General features: G+C 55.5%; 8 protein-coding genes. 4 read left to right on the top strand and 4 right to left on the bottom strand.

The window, feature by feature from the left end; all coding sequences use genetic code 11:
- The first annotated feature begins 241 nt into the window (after positions 1–241).
- The 3 genes from acnB (at position 242) to LL947_RS05980 (ending at position 5,495) form a co-directional block, all read left to right on the top strand.
- Positions 242–2,845, top strand: coding sequence for a bifunctional aconitate hydratase 2/2-methylisocitrate dehydratase (gene acnB / locus LL947_RS05990; RefSeq protein WP_290823150.1), 2,604 nt, complete (start codon positions 242–244; stop codon positions 2,843–2,845).
- A 202-nt stretch (positions 2,846–3,047) separates the two neighbouring features.
- The gene (rraA, locus tag LL947_RS05985) at positions 3,048–3,542 is read left to right on the top strand and encodes a ribonuclease E activity regulator RraA (protein WP_404417405.1); all 495 of its coding nucleotides are present in this window, start codon (positions 3,048–3,050) and stop codon (positions 3,540–3,542) included.
- A gap of 30 nt (positions 3,543–3,572) precedes the next feature.
- A complete protein-coding gene (locus LL947_RS05980) occupies positions 3,573–5,495 on the top strand; it encodes a glycerophosphodiester phosphodiesterase family protein (RefSeq protein WP_499834230.1) in 1,923 nt (640 codons plus the stop codon).
- 4 nt (positions 5,496–5,499) lie between these two features.
- Here the strand turns inward: LL947_RS05980 and ggt are convergent, their stop codons facing one another.
- Positions 5,500–7,296 carry a gamma-glutamyltransferase gene (ggt, locus tag LL947_RS05975; protein ID WP_499834229.1) on the bottom strand — a complete coding sequence of 599 codons (1,797 nt, stop codon included), beginning with the start codon at positions 7,294–7,296 and terminating at the stop codon, positions 5,500–5,502.
- Between the two features lie 246 nt (positions 7,297–7,542).
- Positions 7,543–9,915, bottom strand: a complete 2,373-nt coding sequence (gene ppsA / locus LL947_RS05970; protein ID WP_499834228.1) for a phosphoenolpyruvate synthase — start codon at positions 9,913–9,915, stop codon at positions 7,543–7,545.
- 279 nt (positions 9,916–10,194) lie between these two features.
- Between ppsA and ppsR the strand changes: the two genes are divergently transcribed.
- A complete protein-coding gene (gene ppsR, locus LL947_RS05965) occupies positions 10,195–11,028 on the top strand; it encodes a posphoenolpyruvate synthetase regulatory kinase/phosphorylase PpsR (RefSeq protein ID WP_404417393.1) in 834 nt (277 codons plus the stop codon).
- A gap of 16 nt (positions 11,029–11,044) precedes the next feature.
- Here ppsR and LL947_RS05960 read toward each other — a convergent pair whose 3' ends face one another.
- Together LL947_RS05960 and nagZ are read right to left on the bottom strand one after the other, a co-directional pair.
- The gene (locus tag LL947_RS05960; RefSeq protein WP_290821418.1) at positions 11,045–11,623 is read right to left on the bottom strand and encodes a hypoxanthine-guanine phosphoribosyltransferase; all 579 of its coding nucleotides are present in this window, start codon (positions 11,621–11,623) and stop codon (positions 11,045–11,047) included.
- A gap of 81 nt (positions 11,624–11,704) precedes the next feature.
- On the bottom strand, positions 11,705–12,724 hold the full coding sequence (nagZ, locus tag LL947_RS05955; protein WP_499834227.1) for a beta-N-acetylhexosaminidase: 1,020 nt from the start codon (positions 12,722–12,724) through the stop codon (positions 11,705–11,707).
- Positions 12,725–12,802: the final 78 nt, after the last annotated feature.

Below are 12,802 nucleotides of genomic sequence, written 5' to 3'. Positions count from 1 at the left end.
ACTAAGGCCAAAGCGGGCTTTTTTGAGGCTGCTGCCAAAGTACTAGCTGCCAAAGTTCTAACTGCCAAAGTTCTAGAGGGCTTAAACGGCATCATCTTAACATTGTCGACAGTTTACAGTAGAATATGACACATCCAACCAGACGCTGTTTGTCAAGCGTATAAGTGATGCTGTCGAGTTGGTCCATGTCTTTGAATAACCGGATCGGCAGCTAACATTAAGTAGATGAGAGGGCCCCAACGTGCTTGAAGCTTACCGCCAACATGTCGAAGAACGCGCTGCAGAGGGCGTCCCACCCAAGCCGCTGAATGCAGAACAGGTTGCTGCACTTATTGAACTGTTGAAAAACCCACCTGCCGGTGAAGAAGAGTTCATCCTTGAACTTATTACCAATCGCGTCCCCCCGGGAGTTGATGAAGCCGCTTACGTCAAGGCGGGCTTCCTGACTGCCATCGCCAAGGGGGAAGCAACATCTCCCCTGATTGACAAAATTCACGCGGTCAAGCTGCTCGGCACCATGCAAGGCGGCTACAACATCGTTTCGTTGGTTGAGCTTCTCGATAACGCAGAGCTGGCAAAAGAAGTGGGCGAGCAGCTCAAGCATACCCTCCTCATGTTTGATGCCTTCCACGATGTAGAAGAGCGCGCCAAAAACGGCAATGCCGTCGCCAAGGATGTCATTCAGTCCTGGGCTGAGGCCGAATGGTTCCTGTCCAAACCTGCTCTGGAAGAAAAAATCACCCTCACCGTCTTCAAGGTACCGGGTGAAACCAATACCGATGACCTTTCTCCAGCACCGGATGCATGGTCGCGCCCGGATATACCCTTGCACGCCCGTGCCATGCTCAAAAACGAGCGTGACGGTATTGAGCCCCAGGAACAAGGTCAGGTCGGCCCTCTCCAGCAAATTGAAGACGTCATGGCCAAAGGCTTCCCGGTGGCCTACGTGGGTGACGTTGTGGGCACGGGTTCCTCGCGAAAATCAGCCACCAACTCGGTGCTGTGGTTCTTTGGTGATGACATTCCCAATGTGCCCAACAAACGCGCAGGCGGCTTCTGTTTCGGCGGCAAGATTGCCCCCATCTTCTTCAACACCATGGAAGATTCCGGCGCCCTTCCGGTCGAAATGGATGTTTCCAAGCTCAATATGGGTGATGTGATCGACGTCTACCCCTATGAAGGCAAGGTCTGCAAGCACGGCACCGACGAGGTGCTGACCACCTTTGAACTCAAGACCCAGCTGATTCTTGATGAAGTTCGCGCGGGCGGTCGTATTCCATTGATCATCGGTCGTGGCCTGACGGGCAAGGCGCGCGAATCTCTCGGTCTGGAAGCGTCTGACGTCTTCCGCCTGCCGGAACAGCCTGCCGATACTGGCAAAGGGTTTACCCTGGCGCAGAAAATGGTGGGTAAGGCATGCGGTCTGGAGGGCGTTCGTCCCGGCATGTACTGCGAACCCAAAATGACCACTGTCGGCTCACAGGACACTACTGGCCCGATGACCCGTGACGAGCTTAAAGATCTGGCCTGTCTGGGTTTCCAGGCTGACCTGGTCATGCAGTCATTCTGTCACACAGCGGCCTACCCCAAGCCGGTAGACGTTGATACCCACCATACCCTGCCTGATTTCATCATGAACCGTGGCGGCGTTTCCCTGCGTCCAGGTGACGGTATCATTCATAGCTGGCTGAACCGCATGCTGCTACCTGATACCGTAGGTACCGGTGGTGATTCACACACCCGTTTCCCGCTGGGCATTTCCTTTCCTGCTGGTTCGGGCCTGGTAGCCTTTGCGGCTGCTACCGGTGTCATGCCACTGGACATGCCGGAATCCGTTCTGGTTCGCTTCAAAGGCAAGCGCCAGCCCGGCGTTACCCTGCGTGACCTCGTGCATGCCATTCCGCTCTATGCCATCAAGCAGGGCCTGCTAACGGTAGAGAAGTCTGGCAAGAAGAATGCCTTCTCGGGCCGCGTACTGGAAATTGAAGGCCTTGAAGATCTGACCGTTGAGCAGGCGTTCGAGCTTTCCGACGCCTCTGCAGAGCGCTCGGCGGCGGGTTGCACTATTACCCTGTCCGAGGAGAGCGTGACAGAGTATCTGAATTCCAACATCACCCTGCTCAAGTGGATGATGGCCAATGGTTATGGCGATGAGCGTACCATCAGCCGTCGCATCGAGGGCATGCAGGAATGGCTGGCTAACCCGAGCCTGATGCGTGGCGATCAAGACGCCGAATACGCTGAAGTGATCGAGATTGATCTTGATGAGATCAAGGAGCCGGTTCTCTGCGCGCCAAATGACCCGGACGATGCCCGCCTGCTTTCCGATGTCACCGGCGAACAGATCGACGAAGTCTTCATCGGTTCATGCATGACCAACATTGGCCACTTCCGTGCGGCAGGCAAACTGCTTGAAAAGCAGCCTGCCGGCAGCCTGAAGACACGCCTTTGGCTGGCACCGCCGACCAAGATGGACCAGCACCAGCTCACCGAGGAAGGCTATTACGGGATCTATGGCCGCGCTGGCGCACGTATGGAAATGCCGGGATGTTCACTATGTATGGGCAATCAGGCACGCGTTGCGGCCAAGAGCACGGTCGTTTCCACCTCGACCCGTAACTTCCCCAACCGTCTTGGCGATGGCGCCAATGTCTACCTGGCGTCCGCTGAGCTTGCCGCGGTTGCCGCGGTGGAGGGTCGTCTGCCATCGGTTGAAGAGTACCAACGCTACATGAGCGAGTTTGATGCCATGGCCGGCGAAATCTACCGCTACATGAACTTCCACGAGATCGAGGAATATCAAAAGATTGCCTCGAACGTGATACCGGTTGCGCAGGAAGCTTGAGCCACGCATTATAAGAAAGGCTCAATCAGCAACGTTATCGCCGATGCTCGCAACATCGCAGGTGCACGTCTTCAGGATAGAGCCCTGTACCTGAGTCGATGACCCAACGCCTCGCACTGGACCTCCAGGCGGGGCGTTTTTTATTCCTTCCAGCGCGCTGTCTTTTGATCATTGTCGCTAATCCCTGAAAAGGAGTCTCACCATGTCCCCCTCATCTGTTGTTACACCGGATATCTGCGATGCCTACCCTGAAGTGGCCGTTGTTGACCCAATCTTCGCCAACTTTGGTGGCCTTGATGCCTTTGCAGGCCCTATCCGCACCGTCAAGTGCTTCGAAGATAACTCCATGGTCAAGCAGGCCGTTGCCGAGCCGGGAGACGGCGCCGTACTGGTTGTCGATGCCGGCGGCTCATACCGTTGTGCCATGCTCGGCGACATGCTGGCGGAGCAGGCGGTTGCCAATGGCTGGGCAGGTATCGTGATGCATGGCTGCGTCAGGGATGTGGATGTGCTGGCAAGCCTGAACCTGGGTATTCAGGCGCTAGGCAGCCATCCGCGCAAGAGCGAAAAACGCGGTGAAGGACAACGCGATATCAGCGTCAACGTTGGTGGGGTCATAATGACACCCGGCCAATGGCTCTATGCCGACAACAACGGCATACTGATGGCTGATCATCAGCTCGAACTGCCTGGCTAGCCGGGATCTGCTTGCCAGCGCGGAACATGGATGCCACGCTGGCAATTTTTACACTACCGTCTTGGTGTCATGCAGCCACTTAACCTCCTTGGTCGTTTATTGCTAAGAACCCTGCGGGAACACTTGCGCCCGCTGATTGCCTTCCACCTGTTTTTTACCTTACTGGCTTCCTTACTGCTCCTGCCTGGCGTGGCCTGGGTTTTACAATGGATATTTGCCCAGCTGGACAACAGCGTAATCACCACGAATGCCTTAATTGATCTGCTGTTCAGCCCCATCGGTTTACTGGTCGCCCTGCCTGTACTGGCAAGCGTTTTCATTGTGCTTTACTGGCAGCAGGCCGGCATGTTGCAGGTCGCCATACGCCCACGCGCTAATCACTATCGGCTTGCCCTGGTGGCGTTATGGCTGAGTACGCGTCGTCTACCGGCGCTGATTGGTTTGGCAACAATTCAGGTCGGCGCCCACCTTCTGCTGCTGGCGCCCTTCATGCTTGCGATAACCTGGCTTTATGATATCTGGCTGGGGGGTCTGGATATCTATTATCTTCAAGTGGTGCGCCCACCGGTATTTTGGTATTTCGTTGCCTCGGTCTTACCCGTTGTGGGTATCTGGGTATGGCTCGCCAGCTGGCTTTATCTGCGCTGGGTGCTGGCCTTGCCTCTGGTGTCACTGGAAAGCATGCCCCCGCTGCAGGCACTCAGGCAAAGCGTTCGTCTTACCCATGGTTGGCGACGTTCAATCGGTTTTGCAGTATTGGCCGTTCTTGCCGCCATTATTATCCTTCCTGTTCTTGTCACCTGGGTGTTTGATCACCTGTTCACACCGCTACTCTGGTGGCTACCCGAACATAATGCCTTGCTGATTCCTGCCACCCTGGCGTACTTGACCGGCTATGTGTTGCTGACTCTGGGAATTACCTTTCTGGGCATTGCCGTCAATGCTTTGTTATCCGCCAATCTTTACGGCCAACTGGCCCACCCTGACCCTCAGGAAGACCTGCCCCCTGCTTCTCACCCTGGGCGCTTGGCCTGGGCGGTTGAGCTTGGGGTGGTGGTATTTGCCGCTTTACAGGCCTGGTGGATTCTGACCAGTTTTGAGCTGGACGACAATGTCGACATCATTGCCCATCGTGGTAGTTCCATGGTGGCACCTGAAAACACCCTTTCCGCTGTCAGTCAGGCCCTGGTTGACGGCGCCAACAGTATAGAAATTGATGTGCAGCTCTCTTCTGACCAGGAAGTTGTGCTTTACCATGACCGCAGCTTGCAGCGGCTGACGGGGGATAGGCGGAAGCTGACAGAATTGACGCGCGCGGAACTCGGCGAATTTGACGTTGGCCGCTGGTTTGATGAGCGTTTCCAGGGAGAGCGCATTCCTGGTCTTGATGAGACACTCGAAATGGTGCGAGGCAGTGCGAGCCTGATGATCGAGCTCAAACCGCAGTTTGGTCAGGAGCGCCAGCTTGCCGACAGGGTCCTGCAGGTACTTGCTGAAGAAAACCAGCAGCGGCTGACCTGCTGGTCACAAGCCACTGATGGTATCCAGGCTTATGTTGACTGTGGCTTTCCCGATGTATTGGCTGAAATGCGCATTGCCGCGATGTCTCCTTCACTGCTGCGCTATATCACAGCCGCTGCACCGCAGTTGCGCACCACTCTGCTGGCCCAGCTGATCATGCCCGGCACCCTTAACCGTCGCGGATTTGATGCGCTCGGGTTGCGCCATAACCGGATTACCCGCAATGAGATCCGTCTGGCCAGGGCGTACGGCTATGAGGTGCATGCCTGGACGGTTAACAGCCAGGCACGCATGTCGACGCTTATTGACATGGGCGTAGATGGCATTATTACCGACTACCCGGCGCAGCTTAACCAATTGCTGACTGACCGCCGCGAACTCAGCGACGGTAGCCTGATGCTGGTTAAACTGCGCAACTGGTTACGCGAATAAGCGCTTATTCACCCATTACAATGCCTTCGCGACGCGGATCAGCGCCCCCGAACAGACTCCCATCCGGCTGTCGCATAATCGCCTGTAACCCGCTGGTCAGATCCCGCTCACTGATATCGTGGCCAAGCGCTTCCAGAGCCGACAGGGTCTCTTGCGGATAGCCCTCGGCTTCCAGATAGACCGCACCCCCCAATGTCACGGCATGAGGCAGATTCAATGCTTCCTGGGCGTCAAGTCCCCAATCGCGCAGCGCCACCAGAGTCCGGGCGTTGTAGTGAATGATCGCAGCACCGCCGGGCGAGCCCAGGCTCGCCAGCAAGTCACCACTCTCACGGTCGAACACCAGCGTCGGACTCATGCTGGAACGTGGTCTCTTATCCGCCTCAACCCGGTTGGCAACCGGCTGGCCGTCCACTTCCGGCACAAAGGAGAAATCGGTCAGCTGGTTATTCAGCAGATAGCCGCCAGAAAGCCCTGTGCCACCATCCGCCAGAATCCGCGAACCAAACGCCTGTTCAATCGAAGTGGTCATGGCCACCGCGTTGCCATCCTGATCAATGATACTGATATGGCTGGTGCCGTATTCTGGCTGCGCAGGGGCAGAGGCGAAACTTACCTGCATGCTCCCCGGTACACCCGGCTGAGCAGCGCCGCTCCCCATGCTGGCATCTGCCTCTATCAGGCTGGCCCGCTCTGCCAGATAATCACTGTTAAGCATAGTGTGCCAGTCACCACCCGGCGCCTGAACAAAATCAGGGTCAGCGATATACAGACCACGATCAGCGAATGCCAGCCGAGAGGCTTCCAGAAACTGATGAAGCCAACGGCTGGATGGCAGCCCGTCATCAAGCGGCGCTTCCACCATGGGTTGATGATCCATCATACCGAGTATCTGCATGATGGTGAGATGACCTGAAGACGGCGGCGGAAACCCACACACCTCCCACTGCTGCCAGGGCGTACACAGCGCTTCCCGCTCTGGAGCCTCGTAGTTAGCCAGGTCTTCCATGCGCATATTGCCCGGGCGCTGTGGATGCGCCGCCACGCGATTGACAATATCTTCGGCAATCGGTCCGGTGTAAAGCGCCTGACTGCCGTTACCCGCTAACTCGCGCAGAATATCAGCCAGCGCCGGATTACGCAGTGTTTCACCCACCGCGACAGGATCGCCCGCGTCAGTATAATAGAAGGCTCTGGCAAGTTCGTTATCGCGCAGGGTGGCATCATCCGCCAGGCTGGTATAAAGGCGCTGGCTAACGGTGAAGCCTTCCTCGGCCAGCGTGATCGCCGGAGCAAACAGGCTTTCCCAGGGTAGTTGGCCATGCTCTGCGTGTGCAGTTTCAAGCATCCTGACAAGCCCCGGCACCCCAACGGACAGGCCACTGTTAACCGCATCCGCAAAGCTCAGCGGTTCACCGTCTTCACCTATAAACAGGTTTTCATCAACGTCTGATGGTGCCTTTTCACGACCGTCGAATGTCTGCACATGCTGACCATCATAATGCATCAAAAAACCACCCCCACCGATACCACTGGACTGGGGTTCGACAAGAGTCAGCACCATCTGCACGGCCACCGCTGCGTCAATGGCGTTTCCTCCGGCTTTAATTACCTGATAACCGGCATCGGTTGCCAGCGGGTTAGCGGCTGCCACCGCAAAGTCCTGATTTTCCCAGCCTGTTTTTTCTGCAAAGCCTGTTTCGGTTTCCGGTGATATAGCCGGGCTTTCATAACTGAACCCGCTCGCATGCAGCGGCAACAGCATAAGGCTCAATGGTAGAGCGTATTTCCAATGGCGCATGGAGCATCCTCTTGATGAGTGGTCCTGACAACCACCCTGTTATAACAAAGCACTATCCTTACAAAGCACTATCCTTACAAAGCACTATCCTTACAAAGTACTATACGCAATTAATAACGCCAGAACATTTGGCGAAATCCGCTGTGGCAATCCCGCCATGCAAATGTGTTTGTCAGCAAATACCAGCCAATAAAAAGCCCGGCGGACCGCCGGGCTTTTGGGGGTTGCATAACGCCAGGACATCGCTTAGTTGAGGGTTTCACCCGCCAGCATGAACCAGGTTTCAAGCACCGCGTCCGGATTCAGTGAGACAGAGTCTATGCCCTGCTCCATCAACCACTTGGCCAGATCCGGATGATCCGATGGGCCTTGGCCGCAGATGCCAACATACTTGCCTTGCGCCTTACAGGCCTGGATCGCCATGGCCAGCAGCTTTTTGACCGCCGCATTACGCTCATCAAACAGGTGAGCGACGATCCCCGAGTCACGGTCTAGCCCCAGAGTCAGCTGGGTCAGGTCGTTGGAACCAATCGAGAAACCATCAAAGTGTTCCAGAAACTCATCCGCCAATAGCGCATTAGCAGGCAGCTCACACATCATGATGACCTTGAGGCCGTTCTCGCCGCGCCTGAGACCGTTGGCAGCCATCAGCTCTACCACCTCGCGGGCTTCCTCGGGTGTACGTACAAAAGGCACCATGATTTCGACGTTATCCAGCCCCATGACTTCGCGCACCCGTTTCAGCGCCCGGCATTCCAGTTCAAAGCAGGGCCGGAAGGCATCGGAGATATAGCGTGATGCACCCCGGAAACCCAGCATGGGGTTTTCTTCGCCCGGCTCATAGAGCTTGCCGCCAATCAGGTTCTCATACTCGTTGGATTTGAAATCCGACAGCCGTACGATCACCCGCTGCGGATAGAAAGCAGCCGCCAGGGTGGATATTCCCTCAACAAGCTTATCCACGTAAAAACTGACCGGATCATCATAGCCTGCCGTTCTCAGATCAATTGTCTGCTGTAGATCCGAGGGCAGCGTCGCATATTCAAGAAGTGCCTTGGGGTGAACGCCAATCATCCGGTTAATGATGAACTCCAGACGGGCAAGGCCTACGCCGGCATTGGGCAGTCCTGAGAAACTGAAGGCACGATCCGGATTGCCAACGTTCATCATGATCTTGAAAGGAATCTCCGGCATGGCATCGACACTTGACACCTTATAGTCGAACTCCAGAAGCCCTTCATAGACATGACCTGCATCTCCTTCGGCACAGGAAACCGTGACATCGCTACCTTCGTGAAGTAATTGAGTCGCATCACCGCAACCAACGACCGCCGGGATACCCAGTTCCCGCGCAATAATGGCCGCATGACAGGTACGACCGCCGCGATTGGTTACAATCGCCGACGCCCGTTTCATGATCGGCTCCCAGTCCGGGTCGGTCATGTCGGTGACCAGAATATCGCCGTCGTGAACCTTGTCCATATCATCAGGGCTCAACACAATTTTTACCGCCCCGCGGCCAATACGCTGACCAATCGCACGGCCAGTCACCAAGGTGCGGCCCTTTTCCTTCAGATGGAAACGTTCAAGTTTGCCGCCTTCCTGTTGGGACACCACCGTTTCAGGGCGGGCCTGCACGATATACAGCTTGCCGTCATCACCATCCAGTGCCCATTCAATATCCATCGGACGCTGATAGTGCTTTTCAATCGTCACGGCCTGTTCGGCCAGCGCCATCACCTGGGTGTCGTCCAGACAGAAACGTCCCCGCTCCTTAAGCGCTACATCGATGGTTTCGACGGATTTACCCGCACTGGCATCGTCGGTATAGACCATCTTGATCAGCTTGGAGCCCAGATTGCGACGCAGCACCGCTGGGCGTCCTGCCGCCAGCGTTGGCTTGTGTACATAGAACTCATCCGGGTTAACCGCCCCCTGTACAACCGTTTCACCCAGGCCCCAGGAGGCCGTTACAAATACCGCATCGCGGTAGCCGGACTCAGTATCCAGGGTAAACATGACGCCGGCAGCGCCGGTTTCCGAGCGCACCATTTTCTGAATACCGGCGGAAAGCGCCACGTTTTCATGGGCATAGCCGCGGTGTACACGATAGGAAATCGCCCTGTCATTGAACAGGGAAGCAAACACTTCATGCACAGCGCGCTTGATATTGTCGAAACCTTCAATATTGAGAAATGTTTCCTGCTGACCGGCAAAGGAGGCATCTGGCAGATCTTCGGCAGTGGCTGAGCTGCGCACGGCTACCTTGAGGTTGGGGTGTTGCTGTTGCAGCTGCTCGTAGGCATCACGCAAAGCGGCTTCAAAGTGGGGTGGCAAGGGGGTATCAATCACCCATTGACGAATATCACGGCCGGCTTCAGCAAGCGCTTTGACGTCGTCAACGTCAAGACGATCCAGAGTAGCATTGATGCGCTCGTTAAGATTTTCATGGGAGAGAAATTCCCGGTAAGCATGGGCAGTGGTCGCGAAACCGCCAGGCACCGTCACGCCAGCACCGGCAAGATTCGAGATCATTTCACCCAGAGAGGCATTCTTACCACCTACCCGCTCAACATCATTCATGCCCAAGTGATCAAACCACAGAATGTACTCTTCCACGCAACCCCCTCGCATTTAGCATCAGCACGGCCAGCGGGCCGCCCAAAGTAGACGTGGCTACCCTAGCATCACCCCCTCCTATTCGCCATTGGTCTAACATCGAAGGGGATGGAGGATAATTACAACATCGATGACATTCGGGCATTTTCTGTAGTGGCTACGCGAACCCCTCCCATTGCCTCAGCCAGATAAGCGCCTGCCAAGATTGTTTTATGACTGCCAAGTCGTGACAATAGCGCTAATCAAGCCATAACCCTGTATTGAATGAGCAACCATCTGATGACACGCACCGCTTTTTTTATTTCCGATGGCACCGGCATCACTGCTGAAAGTCTGGGCCGTAGCCTGCTGGCGCAGTTTGAAAATGTCGAAATCCAGATGCTGACCAAGCCATATATAGATACCCTGGCCAAAGCACAAGCACTCGTTGCCGTTATTGACGCTACGGCTGTCAATGACGGCGAGCAACCTATCATTATCGATACGATCGTTGACCAGGACATTCGCGATGTCATTCGTCAAGCCACGGGGTTCAAGGTTGATATCTTCTCGACCTTCCTGAAACCGTTGGAACAGGAACTGAATACCCATTCCTCGTACAGCGTAGGCAGGACGCATTCCATTGGTAGCGATGACGTCTACATGGACCGCATTCACTCGGTACACTTTGCGTTGGATAACGATGACGGCGCACGGACCCATCAATATGACAAGGCGGATGTTATTCTGGTAGGCGTATCACGCTGCGGTAAAACACCCACTTCGTTATACCTGGCGCTGCAATTCGGTATTCGCGCCGCCAACTACCCGCTGACCGAGGATGACCACGATGAAGACGGTGTGCTCAAGTTACCCAGATCTCTGGCTCCTCATCGGCACAAGCTGTTCGGGCTGACCATTGATGCGCGTCGCCTCGCGGCCATTCGCAACGAACGACGCCCCAACAGTCGCTATAGCTCCATGGATCAATGTATGCAGGAAGTTGAACAGGCCGAGTCGTTGTATCGCAGCATGCATATTCCCTATATCGATACAACGCGCTTTTCAGTTGAGGAGATTTCCACCCGCATGATTGCTGACACTGGCCTGTCGAGACGCTTCTCACCGCGATAGCCTGAAGGAGACGGGGTTAAAGACCTTTGGGTGCAAAGATCCCGGGGGCGTTACGCCAGTAGCCCTTATAATCCATACCGAAACCGAAGACAAAACGATCCGCCACTTCCAGGCCACAGTAATCGGCTTTCAGTCCAGGCGCTGCTTTACGGTCATGCTGTTTATCAACCAGCACCGCCGTGGTGATACTTGCCGCCTGGGCGTCTTTGCAATATTCAAGGATAGCCGCCAGGGTGGCCCCTTCATCAAGTATATCGTCAATAATCACCACATGGCGCCCTGCCATCGGGACTTCAGGGGAAACACGCCAGAACAGGTCCCCACCGCGGAGTTCGCTGCGATAGCGGGTGGCATGGATGTAGTCTACTTCGAGAGGAAACCCAAGACGCGTCAACAAGTGGCCGGTGGTAATCAGGCCACCGTTCATCACACAGTAGAAAACCGGCAACTTGTCACCAAGATCCCGGGTAATTTCTTCAGCCATGCGGTCCAGGGCTTGCTCTACCTGCTGCTGGGTAATCAGGCAGTCGGCATCATTCATCAGCTCGCGCATGGAATCGCGCGACGCCAGTGTTTCATTATCTAACTTAGCCATCATGTTTCCTCTGGCGTTTACTTGAATGGGCCCTGATGGGCTAAAGGCCTTCTCGTAAGAATGCGTTTTTAGACTTCTCGCTTACCTGGTGGAACCAGCCAGCGCTTCCAGTCTGGCATGGGTGCGACGCCAGCGGCCTAATGCGCTCAGCGATTCAAGCGTGGGTCGTGCTCGGGCATAGCGTAATTTCATAGACCGTCTTGTTACTTTCCCGATGCAGGCATCAAGTACTTCAAGTGCTGCAGCGCGATCATTACAGACCAGTAGCATATCGCAACCTGCCCTTAGGGCGGCATTGGCGCGCTCTGCAGGCGAACCGGCCACTTGGGCACCAACCATACTCAGGTCATCAGAGAAAATGCAGCCCTTGAACTTGAGCGATTCACGTAACATACCCAACCAGGCCGGTGAGAAGCCGGCAGGCCGTTCATCAAAGGTTTGGAAGATAACATGAGCAGGCATGACACCATCCAGCACACTTGCCAGCTGCGTGAAGGGCACCAGATCATGCTGCCTGATAACACTCAATGGGCGCCCGTCAATCGGCAGGGCAATATGTGAGTCCTCTGCCACGCTACCATGGCCAGGAAAATGCTTCCCGACAGCCGCCATCCCGGCCTCATGCAAGCCCTGTATCAACGCCTGGCCAAGCGCGGTTACTTGTTGCGGATTCTGGCCAAAGCTACGATCGCCAATCACACTTGAGGCGCCACCATCAACGTCCAACACGGGGGCAAAGGTAATATCCAGCCCGCAAGCAGCCATTTCCATACCCAATAACCAGCCGGCATCACGCGCCAGCACCAGGCCTTCAGCCATGTCCTGTTGATAGTGTTGACCAAGCAATGCCATTGGCGGCAATCGGGTAACTCCCTGCTGGATGCGCTGCACCCGGCCGCCCTCCTGATCAATCGCAATCAGAAGATCGGGACGATGCTGACGAATCGTGTCGCACAAGGCTCGCACCTGAGCAGCACTTTGAATGTTACGTGCAAACAGGATGACGCCACCCAGGGCATCGTTCTGCAACAGCTGTCGTTCATCCGACGTTAACGAGATTCCTTCGAGGTCAAGCATGACCGGCCCAACTGAGTGCGTCATGACACAAGCATCCTGAAAAAAACGGCAATTCTAGTCGATCATTGCCTACATGCAACTGATCAAGCAGCCTGAAACGTC

The organism is Halomonas sp. BLK-85, from assembly GCF_044792155.1.
In the GTDB taxonomy this organism is placed as follows: Bacteria; Pseudomonadota; Gammaproteobacteria; order Pseudomonadales; family Halomonadaceae; genus Vreelandella.
The sequence above is the reverse complement of the archived record's forward strand: the minus strand, read 5'-3'. Positions and strand labels throughout refer to the sequence as shown.

What these genes read in the sequence shown, in the direction of transcription:
- rraA (WP_404417405.1), top strand. Translation starts at nt 3,048, where the DNA reads ATGTCCCCCTCATCTGTTGTTACACCGGATATCTGCGATGCCTACCCT.
- LL947_RS05980 (WP_499834230.1), top strand. Translation starts at nt 3,573, where the DNA reads ATGCCACGCTGGCAATTTTTACACTACCGTCTTGGTGTCATGCAGCCA.
- ggt (WP_499834229.1), bottom strand. Translation starts at nt 7,296, where the DNA reads ATGCGCCATTGGAAATACGCTCTACCATTGAGCCTTATGCTGTTGCCG.
- ppsR (WP_404417393.1), top strand. Translation starts at nt 10,195, where the DNA reads ATGACACGCACCGCTTTTTTTATTTCCGATGGCACCGGCATCACTGCT.
- LL947_RS05960 (WP_290821418.1), bottom strand. Translation starts at nt 11,623, where the DNA reads ATGGCTAAGTTAGATAATGAAACACTGGCGTCGCGCGATTCCATGCGC.
- nagZ (WP_499834227.1), bottom strand. Translation starts at nt 12,724, where the DNA reads ATGACGCACTCAGTTGGGCCGGTCATGCTTGACCTCGAAGGAATCTCG.